The following is a 19,653-nucleotide window of genomic DNA, read 5'->3' as shown; positions in this document are numbered from 1 at the left end:
AGACACCTCCGATCAGCTGCGCCCCGGCGAGTGCTCGGTGACGTACGGGCCGCCAGGGTGCGTAGGCTCGTCACGGTGAGCGCACGCGCAGGCATCGTGGTCACCGGCACCGAGGTTCTGACCGGACGGGTCCAGGACCGCAACGGCCCGTGGCTGGCCGACCGGCTGCTGGAATTGGGCGTCGAACTGGCCCACATCACCATCTGTGGTGACCGACCCGCCGACATCGAGGCTCAGCTGCGGTTCCTGGCCGACCAGGGTGTGGATCTGATCATCACCAGCGGCGGCCTGGGCCCGACGGCCGACGACATGACCGTCGAAGTGGTGGCCCGGTTCTGCGGGCGCGATCTGGTGCTCGACGAAGCGCTGGAGAATCGGATCGCCGAGATCCTGAAGGCCATGATGGCCCGCAATCCCGCCTTTGCCGCACTGATGGAACCGGGCAAGTTCGAGTCGGTGCGGGCGGCCAACCGTAAACAGGCGATGATTCCCCTGGGGTCGCAGGTCCTCGATCCGGTCGGCACCGCACCCGGCGTGGTGGTGCCGGGCCCGCCGACGGTGCTGGTGCTTCCAGGGCCCCCGCGCGAGCTGCAACCCATGTGGCGCAAGGCAATCGACACCGCCGGGGTGCAGGAAGCGATCGCCGGCCGCACCGTCTACCGGCAGGAGATGGTGCGGATGTTCGGGCTGCCCGAGTCGGGGCTGGCCGAGACCCTGCGCGACGCCGAAACCGCCATCCCCGGCTTCGCCGCGCTGGAGATCACCACCTGCCTGCGGCGCGGCGAGCTGGAAATCGTGACACGCTACGAGCCCGACGCGAGCGAAACCTACGCGCAGCTGACCCAGTTGCTGCGCGATCGGCACGGCGACCAGGTTTTCTCCGAAGACGGCTCGCAGGTCGACGATCTGGTTGCCAGGTTGTTGACGGGCCGCCGGATTGCGACGGCCGAATCCTGCACCGCCGGCCTGCTCGCGGCGCGGCTGACCGAGCGCCCCGGATCGTCGGATTACGTTGCCGGCGGGGTGGTCTCATACTCCAACGACGCCAAAACGGAACTGCTCGGCGTCGACGCCGCATTGATCGAAGCCAACGGCGCGGTATCCGAACCGGTGGCCGAAGCGATGGCCGCGGGCGCGCTGAAGCGCTTCGAGGCCGACACCGCCGTCGCCATCACCGGAATCGCCGGCCCGGGCGGTGGAACCGATGAAAAGCCCGTCGGGACAGTCTGTTTCACCGTTGCACGAAGCGACGGCCCGAACGTCACCCGCACGTTACGGCTGCCGGGCAACCGCTCCGACGTCCGCGAACGCTCGACCACCGTGGCCATGCACCTGCTGTTGACCGCACTCTCCGGTGGCGAATCTCAGTAGGCGATTCGGCGGGCCAGCGGCGAGCATCTTTATGCCTCCGGGTGATGCTAAGGTGATACGTGCGCACCACCATCAGAATCGATGACGAGCTCTATCGCCAGGTGAAGACACAGGCCGCCCGTACCGGGCGCACCGTGGCGTCCGTCCTGGAGGACGCGGTACGTCGCGGTCTCACGGCATCAGAGCAGCGCAGCGCAGGACCCTACGTGGTCCGGACGTCAGGCCGGGGCGGGCTGCGGGCCGGGGTGGACCTGTCGTCGAACGCTGCCCTCGCCGAGTCGATGGACGAAGGCGCCGAAGTCGATGCTGTGCGTTGACGTCAACGTCCTGGTGTATGCGCACCGGGAGGATCTGCCGGAACATTCGGACTATCGACGGCTGCTCGAGCGGCTGGCCAACGATGAACAGCCCCTGGGTCTACCCGACCTGACGCTCAGTGGTTTCGTACGGGTCGTCTCCAACCGCAGGATCTTTTCCGAACCGACGGCTGCCAATGAAGCGTGGCAAGCGGTCGACGCCCTACTTGCCGCCCCGGCGGCGATGCAGCTGGCGGCCGGGCGGCGCCATTGGGGCTTGTTTCGCCAGCTCGCCGCCGACGTCGACGCGCGCGGCAACGACATCGCCGATGCCTACCTGGCGGCCTACTCACTGGAGAACAACGCGACGTGGCTGAGCGCGGACCGTGGATTCGCACGCTTCCGCCGTCTGCGCTGGCGTCATCCGCTGGAAGTCGGGTGCTGAGTGCCGAGTCAACCGCTCACTTAGCCGGCAGAAAGGCACTCTCGGAGGAACCGAACCGTATTCCGGTGGCGTCCTTTCCGACCAGCGTCAACAACGCCACCATCACCAGCACCGGCACGATCGTCACCGCCAAGGCGAAGGGATAGCCGTGCGTTTCGGCCAGATGCTCCTGGATCGGCAGGTTGAACGCGGCCAGCAGGTTGCCGAGCTGATAGGTCACGCCCGGGTACAGGCCGCGGATGGCGTCGGGGGACATCTCGGTGAGGTGCGCCGGGATCACGCCCCAGGCGCCCTGTACGAACAGTTGCATCAGGAATGACCCAAGGCACAGCATCGCCGCGGTGCGCGAATAGGCGAAGATCGGCACGATCGGCAGCGCCGATACCGCACAGAACACGATCGTGTAGCGGCGGCCGAAGCGCTGGGACAAAGTTCCGAACGCCAGCCCGCCGATGATGGCGCCGACGTTGTACGCGATCACGATCCACCGCGCGGTGGCGCTCGACAGCGCCGCGCCGTGGTCATTGGTCGCCTTCAAAAACGTGGGGTAGACGTCCTGGGTGCCGTGACTCATCCAGTTGAAAGCCGTCATCAGCAAGACCAGATAGCAGAATCGGCGGATCACCTTGGCTTCGCGTAGCACGTCGCGAAGTCGGGTCTGCGTCAACCGCATACGATCCTGCGCCGCCTCCCATACTTCGGACTCCTCGACCCGATACCGGATGATCAGACTGATCAGGGCGGGGATGATGCTCAACGCGAACAGCCAGCGCCAGGACAGACCCAACCCGTTCATCACCACCAACGAGGCCACGCTGGCCAGCAGATATCCGAACGAGTAGCCCTCCTGCAGCAGGCCGGAGAAGAAGCCGCGGCGCTCAGTGGGCACCTTTTCCATGGCCAGTGCCGCGCCCAGCCCCCATTCCCCGCCCATCCCGATGCCGTAGAGCAATCGCAGAATCACCAGCACCGTGAAGTTGGGGGCGAAGGCGCACAGGAATCCCACCACCGAGTAGAACAGCACGTCGACCAGCAGGGGGAGCCGGCGGCCGACGCGGTCGGCCCACAGCCCGAACACCAGGGCGCCGACGGGTCGCATCACCAGCGTGGCCGTCGTGACGAACGCTACTTCGGTCTTACTGCGGTGGAACGTCTCGGCGATGTCGGCGTAGACCAGCACGACGATGAAGAAGTCGAAAGCATCCATCGTCCAGCCCAGGAACGCCGCCAGAAAGGAGTTGCGCTGGTCACTGGTCAACCGCTGTGTGGCCACGAGAGCATCGTGGCCTAACCGTCGCGATACCGCGAGTCCGCCGCGCGGCGGAGTATGTTCCCGACTTATGCGGATCATCGACGCCGATGGACATGTTGCCGAGAACTCCACCCTCGCGTTCGAAGCTTTGAAACGCTGGCCCGATCGAGTGCAGCTGAGCAATGATCGCCGGCCGCGGCTGACGATCGAAGGGCGCAACTACCCCGAAGACGAAGGGCCGGGCGCGGGATGTCCCCCCGAACACGGCATCACCAGGGCACCGGGCATCAATTGCTCGACCGCAGAGGGGGTGCTGGCCGACGCCGAGCGCGACCACCTGGACACGATGGTGCTCTATCCCAGCCTCGGGCTGTGCGTGCCGAGCCTCGAGGATCCCGATTTCGCCGCCGGTTTCGCCCGTCTGTACAACCAGTGGATCGCGGATTTCTGTGCCCCGAGCCACGGCCGGTTACGCGGGGTCGCCGTGACGCCGATTGAACACGGAGCGGTGGCCGCTGACATCATGGCCGAGGCCAAAGAGCTCGGGTTGGTCGCCACCCTGGTTCCTCCGGCGCTGAAGACGCGCAATCTCGATCACCCCGACCTCGATGCCTTCTACGCCGCAGCGGTGCGACTGGACATGCCGCTGGGCATTCACGGCGCGCCCGGCGTTCACCTGCCGAAGATCGGAGTCGACCGCTTCACCAACTACATTCAGGTGCACTGCATCAGCTTTCCGTTCGACCAGATGACTGCGATGACCGCACTGGTCTCCGGGGGTGTCTTCGACCGCCATCCCGATCTGCGGGTCGCTTTTCTGGAAGCGGGCGCCGGGTGGGTTCCGTTCTTCATCGATCGCCTGCACGAGCACTTCGAGAAGCGCGGCGACTGGATCGAACGCGGCTGGCGGCGGGATCCGCATGACTATCTGCGGGCCGGCAATATCTGGGTGACCTGCGAACCGGAAGAGCCCATCCTGCCCGGCGTGATCGATGTGCTCGGCGACGACTTCATCATGTTCGCCAGTGACTACCCACATTGGGACGGGGAGTGGCCGGAAAGCACGAAGCATTTGCGGCAGCGGCCCGATATCAGTGAGCAGTCGCGCGAGAAGATCGGCGGTCTCAACGCGCTGCGCTTCTACGGGCTGAATTGAGCGTCCCGCCGCCGGGTGCGGTGGCAAGATCGGCGCATGGTGCCATTTCTGCTGCGCGCGGCATTGACCGGGCTCGCGTTATGGATCGTCACCCTTCTCGTGCCCGGATTGACCTTCGTCGGCGGTAACACCACGCTGCAACGAATCGGCATCGTCTTCGTCGTCGCGGTACTCTTCGGATTCGTCAACGCCATCGTCAAGCCGATCGTCCAAATTCTGGCGATACCGATGTACGTACTGACCCTCGGCCTCTTTCACATCGTCATCAATGCGTTCATGTTGTGGATTACCGAACAGATCACCAAAGACACCACCCACTGGGGGCTGCAGATCGACCACTTCTGGTGGACCGCCATAAAGGCAGCGATCGCATTGTCGATCGTTAGCTGGCTGCTGTCGCTGCTCACTCGGCGAGCCACCCGGCGGCGGAACTGAAACGGCCGGCCACCTCAAGAAATTTCGCGTGGACACCCTATGTTGTCAGGCCCTGTTGCACATATGCTGATTAACACCGTGCTTACGAAGACCGCCTGCCAAGTCCGCCGAACATCTACGCTGTCTCTCGGCACGTATACGAACCACGCTGCCCTACGAAGACGGGATACCGCCGAAGATGAACACTGTCGCGATCGGGTCATCGCCAGGTCCTTCGAGTACGCGGCTCAGTACGCAATTGACCGACCCGAACAGCGGATTGCGGGCGGTAACCGAGTGCACCGGGTCGGCAGTGGTGGTGCATGTCGGGGGCGACGTCGACGCCAGTAACGAGACCGTCTGGCACCGGCTGGTGAGCAGGAGTGCCGCGATCGCGATTGCGCCCGGGCCGTTCGTGATCGACATCCGCGAGCTGGATTTCCTGGGTTCCTGCGCCTACGCGGTGCTGGCGCAGGAGTCGGTGCGTTGCCGTCGCCGGGGCGTCAATCTGCGGCTGGTCAGCAACCAGCCGATCGTCGCCCGCACCATTGCCGCGTGCGGCCTGCGCCGTCTGCTGCCGATGTACACGACTGTCGAGGCGGCGCTGGCTCCGCCTGCCTGAACACGGCGTATCAGGCTCAGTGACCGCCGGGGGCGAGCAGCCCGTTGAGTATTCCGAGCCCGGCCTGCAGCTGCGGACCCGAAACGTCGGGCGGGGGAGCATCGCTGGAGGGCTGCCAGGGCTGGCATCCGCTGGTCTTGAACGTCTTGTCGGTGGGCAGGATCTGAACGACCTGAGGCTTCTTGGTCATCGCGTTGTCGACGAGCGCGCCGTCGGGGTTGCCCGTCCGCTTCCAATAGCAGGTGCCGGTACCCACCGGCCCCGCCGAGCTGTAGGTGCCTGGTGCGATATCGGTGCCAACGTTGTAGACGCCGTCGTGATCGATGGTCGTCTTGGGCGATCCGGCCGGCGCCGGTGCGCCGGGGGCCGGAGTGGGAGCCGGCGAAGGCACCGGGTCGGGATCGGCGCCGGCGACACCCGCCGCCGCGAGCCAGCCGACGATCGTCAGCGCTGCAGCACCAGCGCGTACCGCCCTTTGCTTAGAGCCCATAACTAATCAGCTTAGCGGCCGGTGCGGCCGATTTCTAACCCGGCGTTGCGCGTGCATCCCACTCGTCCCAGAAGGTGATCGTTTCGGCCGGCGGCCGCGCCGCAGGCCGGAAATCCGTCCCAATCGTGTAGGCCACCGGGAACAGGGCGGCCTGGGTGACGGTGCTCGGAATGCCCAGCACCGCAGCCACCTCACGTTCCTTGGCCAGGTGCATCGTCGTCCAAGCTGAGCCCAGACCGCGCGAGCGCAACGCCAGCAGGAAACTCCAGCCGGCCGGAATGATCGAGGCCCAGGCCGACGCGGCGACCAGCCGATTGGTTTCATCGATGGTCTGCAGCAGGCACGGAATGACATGTACCGGGACCTGAGCGAGCGTGTCGGTCAGGCGCAGTGCGCTGCGGTAGACGCGCCGGGTCTGCGGATCTGCCGCGTTCGCTTCCGCGTGGACCAGATACTCGGCGCCGACACTGCGATAGATATCGGCGATTGCGGCACGCTTGTCCGGGTCGCTGACCACCAACCAGCGCCAGTCCTGGGCGTTGCTGGCGGTGGGCGCCTGCATCGCCAGGCGAATGCATTCCATGATCACGTCACGGCTTACCGGCCGGGTCAGGTCGAGGCGCTTGCGCACCGCCCGGGTAGTGGTGAGCAATTCGTCGACCGAAGCGATGTCCATCCGTCCCCTTCACTGAGCCCGTCCGCGTCTGAAAATACCGCGGCATGCTCGAACGGCCTCGGCGCTGCAATTCTGGGTGGCAATTGACGCCGGGGTCGACCCGACTTGGACATCAGGAATCGCTGCTACTACCGTCCTGCCCATAGCGAGCGGGCGTTCGGAAGGCAGCGCCGCGCGGGAGGTAGTGGCGTTGCTTTTCATGCACGAGGTCCACACGGTGCGAGGCCGCAGCGAGGACGAATTCGAGACTGCATTTCGCGACGGCTGGATGCCCATGCTGGGTGCCGGCGACGAAGCGCGACTGCTCTGGTATACCAATCAGGCCCAAGGCAGCGGACCCGCCTATACCGTCATCACGGTAACGGCGGTGCGCGACGGAGCAGCCTGGGAGCGGTTGACCAAACGGGTCCAGCAGGGTGACCTACGGGACTGGATGCGTCACACCGACGAGCTGCGGCACGGCGTCGATGCCAAGTTGATGGTGCCGCTGCCCTGGTCGCCGATGCAGGATGTGAATTTCGATGAGGTGCCCGTCGACGGGCGTGAACACGACATGAGCCTGTACATGGAAGACACCATGTGGCCCTACGAGGACAAGTTCGAGGAGTACATCGTCCGGTGCGGCGAGGTGTACGCCCGCAGCCTCGAGCAGCCGTCGTCCATGCTGACGATGGACGCCTCGTTCCAACCCGCGCTGGGCAGCCACCTGCGCAGGGAAGTCATTCTGATGCAACGGATCAGCCGGCCCGAGGCGCTGCTCGACCTGCTCCGAACCCACATCCCGGCCGAATACCGCACACCCGGCACCTGGCTGCACGACGCGCTGGACCTGCGCGACCAATGGACCAGCCGACTGCTGCGCACGTCCACCTGGTCGCCCCTGTCCTGAGACCCATGAATCTCGGGACCATCATCGACGCCGCCGCGGCCGCAGACCCGCAGCGGATTGCACTGATCATCGACGGTGAGCGGATCAGCTACGGCACGCTCGGTGTAGCCGTGCGGCGGTGCGCTGCGGGGCTGCTCGCGGCCGGGGTCAGAGCCGGTGATCGGGTCGGCGTCGTCGATGCGGCGAGCCCGCCGGCGATCGCGTCGCTGCTCGCCGCGGCGCGCATCGGTGCGGCCGCGGCACTGATGAACCCCGCGCTGACTCCGGTGGAGGTGCGCGCACTGCTCGACAGCGCCGGTTGCTGCGGGGTGGTGGTGGCAGGGGAGGCGTTCCAGGACCGGCTCCCGGCGACCGCGACGACGCTGACGGCCGCGGATCTCATCGGAGTGGACGTGCCCGAACTGGCGGACCCTGCCTGCGACGACGGTCGTGCGGCGATGGTCCTGTTCACCAGTGGCACCACCGGCTTGCCGAAGGCGGTCGAGATCCGCGGTCGTCAGCTGGCCGCGCGCCTGGGCAGGACGTCGCAGGCCTTCTCGCCGGACACACCACCCGTCCCGGTGATGATGTGTGTGCCCTACTTCCACGTGGGCGGTTCGCTGGGGCTGCTCGCCAGCCTGTACTCGGGCAACACGCTGGTGGTGCAGAAGCGGTTCGAGGCGGGCGAGTGGTTGCGCCTGGCGTCGCAGCATCGGGTCACCGGCATGTTTCTGGTGCCGACGATGCTGCACCGGATTCTGCAGCATCCCGACTTCGCCGACACCGATCTGTCGTCGCTGGCCGGGATCACTTACGGCGCCGCGGCCGCGCCGACGGCGTTGATGCGCAAGGCCATAGCCGCTCTTCCACAGGTGGCGTTCACCAACGTGTTCGGCCAAACCGAGACACTGGGGACCTACGCGCACCTGACACCGGAGGATCATCATGATCCGGCTCGGGCCGGGTCGGTCGGACGGCCGCTGCCGGGAGTCGCGGTGCGAGTGGTCGACCCGGAAACCGGCGCCGACGTCGAGCAGGGCGCGGTCGGGGAGTTGTGGGTGAACTCCCCGGTCAACGCGGTTGCGGGATGGTTGCGCACCGGCGATCTGGGCCGCGTCGATGCCGACGGGTACATCTATCCGAGCGGCAGATTGCGCGACACCATCAACCGCGGCGGCGAGAAGTTCGGGCCGATCGAAGTTGAGGAGGCGTTGCGCTCCCACCCGGCGATCAGGGACGTCGCGGTTGCCGGAATGGCTGACGACGAACTGGGCCAGCGGGTCGGTGCTGCGATCGTGACCCGGGCGCCGGTGACGCTCGAAGAGTTGCGGGCGCACTGCCGCACCACGATCGCCTACTTCAAGCTGCCGGAACGGCTGGCCGTCGTCGACGACATTCCGTACAACGCCACCGGCAAGGTCGATCGGAACCTGCTCGCCGAATTGATTTCTCAACATTCTTGAGCGTTGCCGCGGTTCAAGATTCGAGCCGCATCGGTCACCATTGCCGACACGATGCCGGCCGCGGGCAGCACGTCGTGGATGAGTCCGGCGGCCTCACCGACCAGCACGGTGTCCACATCGAAGTCCTCGGCGGCGACGCCCTTCTGATAGGCGGCGACCGCATCGGGCAGCTGTGCCCGCAAGTCGTCCTCGTGGCCGTGCCAGCGCCGGATCAGCGCGTTGCTGACCAACCGCAGATCATAGCCGTCAGGCCAATCTCGTTGCCGCACCATGTCAAAGACCCGCGTGCGGATCGTGTCGTCGCCGCCGGCCGCGATGGCCCGCTGTCGAGCTCGCGGCGACACCAGCGCCTCGGTGGCCGCCCAGAACCTGGTGCCCACGAGCACGCCGTCGGCACCGAGCGCCAGCGCCGCCGCCAGCCCGCGGCCGTCGGCGATTCCGCCGGCGGCCACCACCAGCGTTGCGGCGGACCGAGCGTGCACCAGGTCCACCACCTCGGGCACCAAAGTGAAGGACGAGCGCACGCTCATCCCGTGCCCTCCCGCTTCGCCGCCCTGGGCGACGATGATGTCCGCGCCGGCATCCAGGGCGCGTCGCGCCTGGGCGAGGGTCTGCACCTGGGCGGTCAACGGCACGCCGGCCCGGTGGATGCGCCCCGCGAACGGCTCCAAGTCGCCGAACGACAGCATGACCGTCGGCGGGTGCTGCGCCAGGACCGTCTCGAGCAGCTCCGGTGCGCGCGCGAGGCTCCAGGTGATGAAGCCGTATCCGACGCGCTCACCTTTGGCCCGGGCGATCTGTGCCTGCAACCATTCCGGATCGCCGTAACCACCGCCGACGATGCCCAGGCCGCCCGCCGCGCTGACCGCTGCGGCCAGCCGCCCGCCCGACACCATGGCCATCGGCGCCAGCAGGATCGGGTGTGCGATGCCGAAGAGATCGGTGAGACGGGTTCTCAGCGTCATAGTTGTGTTAACGCCGCCGTCGGGCCAGGCAATCCCGCGGTGCGAGCCGGGCGGGGCAGACGTTTGTCCGGCGCGGCCGTCAGCAGCACCTGGCCAACCCGGAGCGAACCAGGTCCAGACTGCCGGCCACCAGCGCGCCGAGGTCGTCATGGCAACCGTTGCGGCCCCAATGCTCAACCGCCACAACAAGAGCCGCCGCCAGCGTCGCACCCGCCACTTCGGCGGCCAGCTCGATGTCGGGCAACTCGGGGTGCCGGGCCCGAACGAAACCGGTGAGGACGGCGGCGAATGACGCCTGCACCACCCGCAGATGCACGGCGATGCGCTCGGCACTGATCAGCTCCGCGCGGGCGGTGGCGGCCTGCCGGACCACTTCGAGATCGTGCGGGAAGGCGGCAACGCTCGCGAGCACCGCGTCGAACAGCGATTCCGATGCCGGCCGTTGCGCCAGCGCCTCGGACAGCCATTCCAGCTGCGTTTCGTAGTCCTGGAACAGCACCGCTTCCTTGGTCGGGAAATGCCGGAAGAAGGTGCGCTCGGTGACACCTGCCTCGCGCGCCAACTCCGAAACGGTGACGTTCGCGAATCCCTTGCGGGCAAAGCTTTTCAGCGCCGCCCCCCGCAGCGCCTCGCGCGTCGACCTGCGACGGATCTCGTGACCGTTCATCGGCGCGCGCAGCTGCACACCGGAAGATATCCGACCCGAACTAGTCAGTGCTGACATCTTCCGATTGTGTCAGTACTGACATAATCTTGCCACACGCAGGGTCAGCGAGGAGGTCGGCGCGGTGACTGATTACGACGCGATCGTGGTGGGAGCGGGGCACAACGGGCTTACCGCCGCAGCGATCCTGCAGCGGGCGGGGCTGCGCACGGTCTGCCTGGAAGCCAACACCTACGCCGGGGGAATGGCGGCGACCGTCGAGTTGATCGACGGCTTCCGGTATGAGATCGCCGGTTCGGTGCAGTTCCCGACGGCGCACCAGATCATCAAGGAGCTCGGTCTGGACACGCTGCCCACCGTGGAACCCGAGGTGATGTCGACCAACATCGGCGAACATGGGGAAGAGCCGATGGTGTTCTACCGCGACCCGATGCAGTTGATGACGCACCTGGGCGAGAAGCACGGCTTCGAAGCGGTCACCGGAATGGCCGAGCTCATCGCCTGGAGCCAGGGCCCCGCGAAGGCGTTGGGACGCTTCGATGTTCGCACACCACCCAAGACACTCGACGAGATGTACGCCTGCGCGGCCAACGAGCCGGAGCGGCGGGCGATTCACGAGATGCTGTTCGGGTCGGCGATGGACGTCATCGACCGCTGCCTGCCGGACAAGGACAAGCATGCGGTGATGCGGGGCATGCTGGCGTTCCTTGCGGTGAATTCCACCTACCGAGGGCCCTATACGCCGGGTAGCGCGACCTGCCTGGCCTTCGCCCTGGCAGTGCCGGACAACAGCACGTCGATGATGACCAAGCTCAAGGGCGGCATCGGCGCGCTGACCGAACACCTGCGCGAGCTTTTCCTCTCGCATGGCGGCGAAATCCGGTTCCGTGCCAGGGTCGAGCAGATACTCGTCGACCACGGCGCGGTGACGGGCGTTCGGTTGCGGAACGGCTCGACGGTCAACGCGCCCGTTGTGGTGTCGAACCTGGCGCCCGATCTCACCCTGACGGGCTTGATCGATCCCGAACATCTTCCGGCCGAACTTATTTCACGCGTCTCGGACCGGGATCACCGGGCCTCCTTCATCCAGATGCACTTCGCGCTCGACGGACTGCCCGAGTTCGCGCCGCCCTACGAGCTGTTGAACGGCGAGGGCATGCAGATGTCGGTCGGCATCTTCGGCTCACCGGAAGAGCAGCAGCGGCACTGGGAGAACTGTCGCCGCGGCATCGTGCCGGACAACCCGTCGATGGGCCTGCAGATCCCGTCGGTGCACGACCCGGGCCTGGCACCGCCCGGCAAGCACGCCGCCAGCGCCTATGCGTACGCGTTCCCGGTGGAGGTCCCCCGCGACCGGCACGGGCATCTCAAAAACGAAATGGCGCAACGGGTTATCGACAAGATCAGCAGATTCGCGCCGAATTTCAAGGACATCGTGATCCGCCACATCACGTTCGCCCCCTATCACATGGACACCATGTTCGCCGCCCCCGCCGGGGACTTCTGCCACGGGCTGCTGCACCCGGACCTGATGGGGCCAAATCGTCCCGGGCCCAACGGATTCCTGGATCTCCCGATACCGATCACCGGGCTCTACCTGGGCGGCGCGGGATGCCACGGCGGACCCGGCATCACCTTCACGCCGGGATACAACGCCGCATATCAAGCACTCGAGGACGCGTCCAGCGCGAATTAGCCGCCCTTTTTCACCTTGAGGACCCGCTTGCGCAGGCCTTTGGTGGCCGTGTCCATCAGTGCTTTGGCACCCTGCCGGACGAAGAATCCGGGCACCGGCGCACTCAATTCGACCGTCAGATCGAATCGCACGCGCGTCGAGTCGCCGTCGGGGGTCAGGGTGTAGCGCCCCTCCTGAGCCTTCTGCTGCTTGGCCTCGAGCAATGTCCAGCTCACGCCGTCGTCGTGGACGACATAGGCCAGCACCTGCTCTTCGGTGAATCCTACGAGTTTGACGACCTGCCGCGACTTGAGCGGGTGACCCTGGTCATCTCGCTCCAGGACTTCGATCGTCTTGTGCACCGACGACCAGTCCGGCAGCGTCTCGATGTCGAGCAACACATCCATGATCTCGTCAGGCGTCGCCTCGATGACGACCTCCCGGGACTCGGTGACAGCCATGCCGCAAACATAACCCTGCCGGCGCCGAATGAAACCACCCGCTAGGGAACCAGCACTACTTTGCCGATGTTCTCCCGGGCCGCCAGGATTCGATGCGCTTCCGGAGCCTCCGCGAACGGCACGGCGGCATGCACGACGGGCGACACGGTCCCGTCGTGCAGCGCTTCACTCAGCGGCGCGATCCAGGGCCCGAGGTTGCCCCGGTCATCCCACAACTTGAGCATGTTGAGCCCGATGACCGTCTTCGACTCCGAGAGCTGGTCCAGGAGGTTGAAACCGCGCAGCATGGCCAGAGCGTGTGGCGCGGCCCTGCGCAGCGACCGCTTTTCGCCTTCCTGCATGTTGGAGATCCCATAGCCGACCAGCCGTCCGCCCGGGCGCAGCAGGTGATAGGACCGCCGCAACGAGGTGCCGCCCAGTGCGTCCAGCACGATGTCGTAGGGCTCCAGGCCCTTCCACCAACCGTCTTGGCGGTAGTCGATTGCGCGGTCCACGCCCAGTTCGGCGAGCCGCTTGTGCTTGCCCGGCGATGCGGTGCCGTGGATTTCGGCGCCGGCCGCCTTGGCGAACTGGATGGCGGCAATGCCGACACCACCGGCAGCGGCGTGGATCAACACCCGTTCGCCGGCGCGCAGCGACCCGTAACCATGCAGACCGGCCCACGCGGTGGCGTAGTTGACGGGTACCGCGGCGCCCTGCTCGAAGCTCACCGCGTCGGGCAGCGCCACCGAGTCGGCGGCGGCGACGTTGACGATTTCCGAGTAGCCGCCGAAGCGCGTTCCCGCCAAGACCCTCTGGCCGACACGGCCGGGATCGACACCGTCGCCGACAGCGCTCACCGTGCCGGCGACCTCGTAACCGACGACCGCGGGGAGCTTGGGTGCGTCGGGATACAGGCCGACCCTCGCCAGGTGGTCGGCGAAGTTGACGCCGGCAGCCCGGACCTCGACCTGTAGCTGGCCCGGGCCCGGCGGTGGCGGATCAGGCCGCTGTTGCACCTGCAGGACCGACGGGTCGCCATGCCTGGTGATGACGACTGAGCGCATGTGGTTCCTCCTTGGTTCGGAATCTCTGAACCGCCGGTGGCGGTCTACTCGTTGTCTGCCTTTTCCGTGCGCGCCACAAGCCTTGCCCGCCAGAGTTTTTCGAAAGGATGCAACCAGTCACCGAGCTCGGCCAAGGGTTCCGCGGTCAACCGGTAGATGCGTCGACGGCCCTGTGCCTCATCGGCGACCAACCCGGCATCGCGGAGCACCTTGAGGTGTTCGGCGACGGCGGGCCGGCTGAGCTCGAACCGTTCACTGAGTTCCCCCGCGGACAGGGGCTGACAGCTCAAGATCTCAAGAACGCTGCGCCGCACCGGATTTGCCAGCGCCGTGAAGATCCGATCACAGATGCGGTCGGAGTTGGCCACCCGCTGAATATATGTCGGGAAATTCCGACATGTCAACTTCGTCCGACGCCTCAGGTCGCGTGTGGGTCAGCTTTGCCCGCGACGACCACCTCTTCGCCGTCCGCCTCGTGAGCCGGCAGCAGTGGCGTGATGCCGTAATCGGCGCGCAGCTCGTCCAGGTCGCGTGCGGCGACCGCCCAGAAGTCCCAGTCCGGCGACAGCACGTCGGCGGTTGTGGACGCGCCGCGCTGCCAACTCACCAGGAACTTCTCCGGGTCCAGCGCGCCCTGTTGCGCGCCGATACCGTTCACTTCGTGGCCGACATGCCACTCGAAGATGACCGGCAAGATATGCGCGCGCAAGGCGTCGCGTCGATGCATTGCGCCGGTGAATGTGCTCACCAGAAGTTCGCCCTGGATCGAGGTGCTGTAACCCGACAGCACGTGCAAGCCGTCGTGCGGCACCGCGAACAGCCCTGTGAATGCCTCCTTTTCACCCGGAAAGCCGAAGCCGTGCCTACGGAAGTGTGCCCAGAACTGATGACCGAAGGTGGCCTTGGGCAGTTCCTCCAGCTCCAGGAAGCGCGCCGCCAGGCGCTTGTCGTCGTCGGTCTGCGCCTCATAGGGCAGCATCGGCGGCATGGTGTCGTCGGGGCGCGCCCAACCGGGGAAGGTTGACACGTTGCGCCTCGCCATGTCGGCCATCGCCCAGGCCAGCCGGCCCCGAGCCACCTGCAGGACGTCTCGCACCCACCCCTCTCGGACATGCATGGCGTGTGCATACTCGACAACCTTGCGCAGCCGCTGCGGGTCGATCTGCCCGTCGGCCAGCGACGCGCAGGCAATGAGCGCCGCCGCATGCTCGGCCAGATCACGGTCCGATCCGACGGCACGCGCCAAGTCCTGCGGTTCGATTCGCGGCAGGGCACCGACCTCGACGTCAACGGCCGGGCGGAAAAGCAACCGACCGGCGGCTACGACCACGCCGTCGCCCCGACCCGAGCGGGGATCGGCGGGATCGGTCGCGTGTCGGACCACGCGGTGCGCGGCCGCGAGGATCGCACAGGCCTGCTCATGAGTCGCATCCTCGAACACGTCTCCTTAATACACGCCGGATGGCTACCCGCAACCGGATGGCGGCCGCCATCTAGCGTTTCGCAGGTGAGCGACGACTCGCAGATTCCGGTTTGATGCACCACGTCTGGGAACACCTCAGCGACGGCGTGTACCGCTGTCGCCTGCCGTTCTGCGACGTCACGATCGGCCTGGTCTGCGGTCACACCGCAACGCTGCTCATCGACACCGGTACCACCCTGGAAGAGGCCCGAGCCGTCGCGGCGGACGTCCGCCGGCTGACCGATCGCCCGGTGAGTCACGTCGTGTTGACCCACCAGCATTTCGACCATGTATTGGGCTCTTCGGTTTTCACCGGAGCCCAGATCTACTGCGCACCCGAGGTGCAGGACTACCTTTCCTCGGCCACCGAACAGTTGCGCGCCGACGCGTTGGCACACGGTGCGGATGCCCAGGCGATCGATCGCGCGATCGCGGCCTTGCGGGTACCGGAGCATGGAATACGGGACGCGGTCCTCGATCTCGGTGACCGGACCGTCACCGTCGCCTACCTGGGCGCCGGCCACACCCGCGCTGACTTGGTCGTCAGGGCGCCGGCCCGCCGACGGGAGGATCCGACCGTGGTGTTCACCGGAGACCTGATCGAGGAATCCGGTGATCCGGCAATCGACGCCGATTCCGACGTGACGGCCTGGCCGGTCACCCTCGGCCGGCTACTGACGATCCCAAATGCCATTTACGTGCCGGGACATGGCAGCGTGGTCGACGCGGAGTTCGTCCGCAGCCAACAAAATTGGCTGCGCATGCACGCCGCGGGTCACGGCGACTGAGCTGCGTGCTACCGGGCAGCCGAGGTACACGCCGAGACGAGCGCGTCGGGTTCGGTGACGCTGAGCATCAAGGAACTGACCATCATCGACTTGAGCCAGAACTTCACCGGAGCCGGCGGGTCGATCGTCAGCTCCACCAACCCTTTACGCGAACCGTTGACAAGCCACCGGGAGCCCCTGAAGTGCACACCCGCTTCGAAGACCCGCGCATTGCTCGCTTCAGCCTTCTTGATCGACGTCAGCGGGATGTCGGTAGTGAACGCCCACCCCATCTTGACGTGGAGGTTGCCGGCCTCGACCCACAGCTCACTGTGTCCGGGTCCGAGCCCGAGCGGCACCGCTAACGGGAGAAACCACCGGTCAAAGCGCAATTCGGCCTGCATGAACGGGTACGGTACGCCTGCGCAACCGACTCCGCGAGGGGTTTAGCGCGGCCGCCGCGTAGCCGAGGTGTTTGATGCGAAAGCCATTGTCAGCGAGAGTTTTTGGCGGTCTCTTCCGGCAAGCGAAACGTGCGGATCCGGACCACTGCGGGTTCCGGCCACCCCAAACCGGCTCAGTAGCACGTCGGACTGAACCGATCTAGTAGCCGGGGGGCACTGCGCGGGCCTCGGCCGGTGATCTAGCTCACGCCCGGGGGGCATACACTCACTGCGTCAGCGGAACCGGGGCTTAGGAGGAGCGAGAAGGCCATGGCCATCGCCGAAACGGACAACGCAGTCCAATCACCGTTCGAGCAGGACTTAGCCGCCACCCAGCGGTACTTCGAAAGCCCGCGATTCAACGGCATCACCCGCCTCTACACCGCCCGACAGGTCGTCGAGCAGCGCGGCACCATCCCCACCGACTACGCCGTGGCACGCGAAGCGGCCGCCGCCTTCTACGAGCGCCTGCGCGAGCTGTACGCCGAGCAGAAGAGCATCACCACGTTCGGCCCCTACTCACCGGGCCAGGCCGTGAGCATGAAGCGGATGGGAATCGAGGGCATCTATCTCGGTGGCTGGGCGACCTCGGCGAAGGGTTCCACGACCGAGGACCCCGGGCCCGACCTGGCCAGCTATCCGCTCAGCCAGGTGCCCGACGATGCCGCGGTCCTGGTGCGTGCCCTGCTCACCGCCGACCGCAACCAGGAGTACCAGCGGCTCAACATGAGCGAGCGGCAGCGGGCGTCGGCCACCTGGTATGACTACCGGCCGTTCATCATCGCCGACGCCGACACCGGTCACGGCGGTGACCCGCACGTTCGCAACCTCATTCGGCGCTTCGTCGAGGTCGGCGTACCGGGTTACCACATCGAGGACCAGCGCCCCGGCACCAAGAAGTGCGGCCACCAGGGTGGCAAGGTGCTGGTGCCGTCGGACGAGCAGATCAAGCGACTCAACGCCGCCCGATTCCAGCTCGACATCATGCGGGTTCCCGGCATCATCGTGGCCCGCACCGACGCCGAGGCCGCCAACCTGATCGACAGCCGCGGCGATGAGCGCGACCAGCCGTTCCTGCTGGGCGCCACCAACCTGAGCATCCCGTCGTACAAGAGCTGTTTCCTGGCCATGATGCGGCGCTTTTACGACCAGGGTGTCGAGGAGATCAACGGCCACCTGCTGTATGCGCTCAGTGACGCCGAATATGCGGCCGCCAACGCGTGGCTGGAACGCCAGGGAATTCTCGAACTCGTCACTGAGGCCATCAACAAGTGGCGTGACAGCGCGGAACTGTCGATCGACGACGTGTACGACGAGGTCGAGTCGCGTTTCGTCGCCGCCTGGGAGGACGCCGCCGGTGTGATGACCTACGGCGACGCCGTGGCCGAGAAGCTCGAATTCGGCGAGAGCGAAGGCGAACCGTCGGGCATGAGTCCCGCGGAATGGCGGGAGTTCGCCTCCACCGCGTCCCTCTTTGCCGCGCGCGCCAAGGCCAAAGAACTGGGTGCCGACGCGAATTGGGATTGCGAGCTGGCCAAGACCCCCGAGGGCTACTACCAGATCCGCGGCGGCATTCCCTATGCCATCGCCAAGTCACTGGCCGCCGCACCCTTCGCCGACATCCTCTGGATGGAGACCAAGACCGCCGACCTCGCTGACGCGCGCCAATTCGCCGAGGCGATCCATGCGGTGTTCCCCGACCAGATGCTCGCTTACAACCTTTCGCCGTCGTTCAACTGGGACACCACCGGGATGACCGACGACGAGATGCGCCAGTTCCCCGTCGAGCTCGGCAAGATGGGCTTCGTCTTCAACTTCATCACCTACGGCGGGCACCAGATCGACGGGGTGGCCGCCGAGGAGTTCGCGACCAACCTCAGGCAGGACGGGATGCTGGCGCTGGCCCGCTTGCAGCGCAAGATGCGTCTGGTCGAATCGCCCTACCGCACCCCGCAGACCCTGGTCGGTGGGCCGCGCAGCGACGCGGCCCTGGCCGCGTCGTCGGGTCGCACCGCGACCACCAAATCGATGGGCAAAGGCTCTACCCAGCACCAGCATCTGGTGCAGACCGAGGTGCCCAAGAAGCTGCTGGAGGAGTGGCTGGCGCTGTGGAGCGAGCACTACCAGCTGGGCGAGAAGTTGCGGGTCACGTTGCGGCCCCGCCGCGCCGGCTCGGACGTGCTGGAACTCGGAATCTACGGCGAGGGCGACGAGCAGCTGGCCAACGTCGTCGTCGACCCGATCAAGGACCGGCACGGCCGCAGCATCCTGCAGGTGCGCGACCAGAACACCTTCGCCGAGAAGCTGCGGCAGAAGCGGCTGATGACGTTGATCCACCTCTGGCTGGTGCACCGGTTCAAGGCTGACGCGGTGTATTACGTCACGCCGACCGAGGACAACCAGTACCAGACCGAGAAGATGAAGTCGCACGGCATCTTCAGCGAGGTCTACCAAGAGGTCGGGGAGATCATCGTCGCCGACGTGAACAAGCCGCGCATCGAGGAGCTGTTGAACCCGGACCGGGTGGCGCTACGGAAGTTGGTCCTCAAGGAGGACTGATCGTCCCTGTCGCCACAACGCAATTCGCGCCTCCCGGTAGGGCAGGCGCGAATTGCGTTGATGGGGTCAGCTTTATGTCGTGCTGAGGAAGAACAGCCCCGACAAGTTGTTGCCGACGTTCGCAAAGCCCGACACGAAACTGCTCAGCGCGAGATCGAGGACGCCGGTGTTGGCGATTCCAGAGACACCGCTGCCCAGGTTGTTGAGGCCCGAGATCAGGCCGCCGTAGTTCTGGAAGCCCGATCCGCCCAGCAGGCCCGGACCATTGGAGTTGTACCACCCCGACAGGCCAGAGCCGTTGTTGACGAACCCGGAGTTGCCACCGGCGCCGGAGTTGAAGAATCCGGATGACGGAGTTGCGCTCGAGTTCAGGTATCCCGGTGCGGCGGGAATGTTGAATTCGGTGATCAAAGTGCTTGGCAGATGGATACTCGGGATGGTCAGTGGCGGCGTGTTGAACGGCGCCAGACCGATCGGCGGGATTTGGATCGGCGGCGTCGAGAACTGCGCGGTGGTGATGTCGGGCAGCGTGAACGCACCCACCCCGATCGGGTCGAT

General features: G+C 66.2%; 21 protein-coding genes and 1 pseudogene. 11 read left to right on the top strand and 11 right to left on the bottom strand.

Annotated elements, in window-relative coordinates; translation table 11 throughout:
* Positions 1–75 precede the first annotated feature (75 nt).
* From AC5Y7D_RS22020 to AC5Y7D_RS22010, 3 genes are read left to right on the top strand one after another with little or no spacing between them, the layout of a single operon-like run.
* Entirely contained in the window at positions 76–1,371 is a 1,296-nt protein-coding gene (locus AC5Y7D_RS22020) for a competence/damage-inducible protein A (protein ID WP_499927685.1), read from the top strand.
* A gap of 59 nt (positions 1,372–1,430) precedes the next feature.
* Positions 1,431–1,688 (top strand): ribbon-helix-helix protein, CopG family, encoded by a 258-nt coding sequence (locus tag AC5Y7D_RS22015; RefSeq protein ID WP_499927684.1) that lies wholly within the window; start codon positions 1,431–1,433, stop codon positions 1,686–1,688.
* Positions 1,675–2,112 (top strand): type II toxin-antitoxin system VapC family toxin, encoded by a 438-nt coding sequence (locus tag AC5Y7D_RS22010; RefSeq protein WP_499927683.1) that lies wholly within the window; start codon positions 1,675–1,677, stop codon positions 2,110–2,112. Before AC5Y7D_RS22015 ends, AC5Y7D_RS22010 begins: the two co-directional genes overlap by 14 nt.
* A 16-nt stretch (positions 2,113–2,128) precedes the next feature.
* Here the strand turns inward: AC5Y7D_RS22010 and AC5Y7D_RS22005 are convergent, their stop codons facing one another.
* Complete coding sequence (locus AC5Y7D_RS22005) at positions 2,129–3,385, bottom strand: sialate:H+ symport family MFS transporter (protein WP_499927681.1); 1,257 nt, start codon at positions 3,383–3,385, stop codon at positions 2,129–2,131.
* A gap of 67 nt (positions 3,386–3,452) precedes the next feature.
* Between AC5Y7D_RS22005 and AC5Y7D_RS22000 the strand changes: the two genes are divergently transcribed.
* The 3 genes from AC5Y7D_RS22000 to AC5Y7D_RS21990 all read left to right on the top strand — a co-directional run bounded on the left by AC5Y7D_RS22000 (position 3,453) and on the right by AC5Y7D_RS21990 (position 5,556).
* Positions 3,453–4,520 (top strand): amidohydrolase family protein, encoded by a 1,068-nt coding sequence (locus AC5Y7D_RS22000; protein WP_499927679.1) that lies wholly within the window; start codon positions 3,453–3,455, stop codon positions 4,518–4,520.
* 36 nt (positions 4,521–4,556) lie between these two features.
* Positions 4,557–4,955 carry a phage holin family protein gene (locus tag AC5Y7D_RS21995; protein ID WP_499927677.1) on the top strand — a complete coding sequence of 133 codons (399 nt, stop codon included), beginning with the start codon at positions 4,557–4,559 and terminating at the stop codon, positions 4,953–4,955.
* A gap of 178 nt (positions 4,956–5,133) precedes the next feature.
* Entirely contained in the window at positions 5,134–5,556 is a 423-nt protein-coding gene (locus AC5Y7D_RS21990) for an anti-sigma factor antagonist (RefSeq protein ID WP_499927675.1), read from the top strand.
* Between the two features lie 16 nt (positions 5,557–5,572).
* On the opposite strand, the gene AC5Y7D_RS21985 is transcribed toward AC5Y7D_RS21990, so the two are convergent.
* Together AC5Y7D_RS21985 and AC5Y7D_RS21980 are read right to left on the bottom strand one after the other, a co-directional pair.
* A complete protein-coding gene (locus AC5Y7D_RS21985; RefSeq protein WP_499927673.1) occupies positions 5,573–6,046 on the bottom strand; it encodes an Rv1352/Rv1906c domain-containing protein in 474 nt (157 codons plus the stop codon).
* A 34-nt stretch (positions 6,047–6,080) separates the two neighbouring features.
* On the bottom strand, positions 6,081–6,722 hold the full coding sequence (locus AC5Y7D_RS21980) for a nitroreductase family protein (RefSeq protein ID WP_499927671.1): 642 nt from the start codon (positions 6,720–6,722) through the stop codon (positions 6,081–6,083).
* 199 nt (positions 6,723–6,921) lie between these two features.
* On the opposite strand from AC5Y7D_RS21980, the gene AC5Y7D_RS21975 reads away from it, so the two are divergent.
* Positions 6,922–7,611, top strand: a complete 690-nt coding sequence (locus AC5Y7D_RS21975) for a hypothetical protein (RefSeq protein ID WP_499927796.1) — start codon at positions 6,922–6,924, stop codon at positions 7,609–7,611.
* Positions 7,612–7,616: 5 nt separating this feature from the next.
* On the top strand, positions 7,617–9,053 hold the full coding sequence (locus AC5Y7D_RS21970) for a class I adenylate-forming enzyme family protein (protein ID WP_499927669.1): 1,437 nt from the start codon (positions 7,617–7,619) through the stop codon (positions 9,051–9,053).
* Here AC5Y7D_RS21970 and AC5Y7D_RS21965 read toward each other — a convergent pair.
* Complete coding sequence (locus AC5Y7D_RS21965) at positions 9,041–10,018, bottom strand: NAD(P)H-dependent flavin oxidoreductase (protein ID WP_499927668.1); 978 nt, start codon at positions 10,016–10,018, stop codon at positions 9,041–9,043. The two genes, AC5Y7D_RS21970 and AC5Y7D_RS21965, sit on opposite strands and share 13 nt — an antisense overlap.
* Before the next feature lie 79 nt (positions 10,019–10,097).
* Complete coding sequence (locus AC5Y7D_RS21960) at positions 10,098–10,697, bottom strand: TetR/AcrR family transcriptional regulator (RefSeq protein ID WP_499927795.1); 600 nt, start codon at positions 10,695–10,697, stop codon at positions 10,098–10,100.
* 109 nt (positions 10,698–10,806) lie between these two features.
* Here AC5Y7D_RS21960 and AC5Y7D_RS21955 point away from each other — a divergent pair, with 109 nt between their 5' ends.
* Positions 10,807–12,378 (top strand): phytoene desaturase family protein, encoded by a 1,572-nt coding sequence (locus AC5Y7D_RS21955; RefSeq protein WP_499927667.1) that lies wholly within the window; start codon positions 10,807–10,809, stop codon positions 12,376–12,378.
* Here AC5Y7D_RS21955 and AC5Y7D_RS21950 read toward each other — a convergent pair.
* Genes AC5Y7D_RS21950 through AC5Y7D_RS21935 form a run of 4 tightly spaced genes read right to left on the bottom strand, consistent with a single transcriptional unit; the run spans position 12,375 to position 15,305 of the window.
* Entirely contained in the window at positions 12,375–12,818 is a 444-nt protein-coding gene (locus AC5Y7D_RS21950; protein WP_499927665.1) for an SRPBCC family protein, read from the bottom strand. The two genes, AC5Y7D_RS21955 and AC5Y7D_RS21950, sit on opposite strands and share 4 nt — an antisense overlap.
* Before the next feature lie 41 nt (positions 12,819–12,859).
* Positions 12,860–13,864 carry a zinc-binding dehydrogenase gene (locus AC5Y7D_RS21945; RefSeq protein ID WP_499927663.1) on the bottom strand — a complete coding sequence of 335 codons (1,005 nt, stop codon included), beginning with the start codon at positions 13,862–13,864 and terminating at the stop codon, positions 12,860–12,862.
* Between the two features lie 44 nt (positions 13,865–13,908).
* The gene (locus AC5Y7D_RS21940; RefSeq protein ID WP_499927661.1) at positions 13,909–14,232 is read right to left on the bottom strand and encodes an ArsR/SmtB family transcription factor; all 324 of its coding nucleotides are present in this window, start codon (positions 14,230–14,232) and stop codon (positions 13,909–13,911) included.
* A 50-nt stretch (positions 14,233–14,282) separates the two neighbouring features.
* Positions 14,283–15,305: a hypothetical protein gene (locus AC5Y7D_RS21935; protein ID WP_499927659.1), complete on the bottom strand. Its 1,023-nt coding sequence runs from the start codon at positions 15,303–15,305 to the stop codon at positions 14,283–14,285.
* A gap of 95 nt (positions 15,306–15,400) precedes the next feature.
* Between AC5Y7D_RS21935 and AC5Y7D_RS21930 the strand changes: the two genes are divergently transcribed.
* Positions 15,401–16,114, top strand: coding sequence for an MBL fold metallo-hydrolase (locus AC5Y7D_RS21930; protein WP_499927657.1), 714 nt, complete (start codon positions 15,401–15,403; stop codon positions 16,112–16,114).
* Positions 16,115–16,122: 8 nt separating this feature from the next.
* Here the strand turns inward: AC5Y7D_RS21930 and AC5Y7D_RS21925 are convergent, their stop codons facing one another.
* Positions 16,123–16,497, bottom strand: coding sequence for a hypothetical protein (locus tag AC5Y7D_RS21925; protein ID WP_499927655.1), 375 nt, complete (start codon positions 16,495–16,497; stop codon positions 16,123–16,125).
* A 309-nt stretch (positions 16,498–16,806) separates the two neighbouring features.
* On the opposite strand from AC5Y7D_RS21925, the gene aceA reads away from it, so the two are divergent.
* Positions 16,807–19,095, top strand: coding sequence for an isocitrate lyase ICL2 (aceA, locus tag AC5Y7D_RS21920; RefSeq protein ID WP_499927653.1), 2,289 nt, complete (start codon positions 16,807–16,809; stop codon positions 19,093–19,095).
* A gap of 72 nt (positions 19,096–19,167) precedes the next feature.
* Here the strand turns inward: aceA and AC5Y7D_RS21915 are convergent.
* Positions 19,168–19,653: pseudogene (locus tag AC5Y7D_RS21915) on the bottom strand (PPE family protein); the annotation flags it as partial.

Source organism: Mycobacterium sp. NGS49 (assembly GCF_059812565.1).
This window is presented reverse-complemented; position numbering and strand designations above follow the sequence as displayed.

What these genes read in the sequence shown, in the direction of transcription:
- aceA (WP_499927653.1), top strand. Translation starts at nt 16,807, where the DNA reads ATGGCCATCGCCGAAACGGACAACGCAGTCCAATCACCGTTCGAGCAG.
- AC5Y7D_RS21925 (WP_499927655.1), bottom strand. Translation starts at nt 16,497, where the DNA reads ATGCAGGCCGAATTGCGCTTTGACCGGTGGTTTCTCCCGTTAGCGGTG.
- AC5Y7D_RS21945 (WP_499927663.1), bottom strand. Translation starts at nt 13,864, where the DNA reads ATGCGCTCAGTCGTCATCACCAGGCATGGCGACCCGTCGGTCCTGCAG.
- AC5Y7D_RS21990 (WP_499927675.1), top strand. Translation starts at nt 5,134, where the DNA reads ATGAACACTGTCGCGATCGGGTCATCGCCAGGTCCTTCGAGTACGCGG.
- AC5Y7D_RS21965 (WP_499927668.1), bottom strand. Translation starts at nt 10,018, where the DNA reads ATGACGCTGAGAACCCGTCTCACCGATCTCTTCGGCATCGCACACCCG.
- AC5Y7D_RS21970 (WP_499927669.1), top strand. Translation starts at nt 7,617, where the DNA reads ATGAATCTCGGGACCATCATCGACGCCGCCGCGGCCGCAGACCCGCAG.
- AC5Y7D_RS21985 (WP_499927673.1), bottom strand. Translation starts at nt 6,046, where the DNA reads ATGGGCTCTAAGCAAAGGGCGGTACGCGCTGGTGCTGCAGCGCTGACG.
- AC5Y7D_RS21995 (WP_499927677.1), top strand. Translation starts at nt 4,557, where the DNA reads ATGGTGCCATTTCTGCTGCGCGCGGCATTGACCGGGCTCGCGTTATGG.
- AC5Y7D_RS21930 (WP_499927657.1), top strand. Translation starts at nt 15,401, where the DNA reads ATGCACCACGTCTGGGAACACCTCAGCGACGGCGTGTACCGCTGTCGC.
- AC5Y7D_RS21950 (WP_499927665.1), bottom strand. Translation starts at nt 12,818, where the DNA reads ATGGCTGTCACCGAGTCCCGGGAGGTCGTCATCGAGGCGACGCCTGAC.
- AC5Y7D_RS21980 (WP_499927671.1), bottom strand. Translation starts at nt 6,722, where the DNA reads ATGGACATCGCTTCGGTCGACGAATTGCTCACCACTACCCGGGCGGTG.
- AC5Y7D_RS22000 (WP_499927679.1), top strand. Translation starts at nt 3,453, where the DNA reads ATGCGGATCATCGACGCCGATGGACATGTTGCCGAGAACTCCACCCTC.
- AC5Y7D_RS21975 (WP_499927796.1), top strand. Translation starts at nt 6,922, where the DNA reads ATGCACGAGGTCCACACGGTGCGAGGCCGCAGCGAGGACGAATTCGAG.
- AC5Y7D_RS22010 (WP_499927683.1), top strand. Translation starts at nt 1,675, where the DNA reads ATGCTGTGCGTTGACGTCAACGTCCTGGTGTATGCGCACCGGGAGGAT.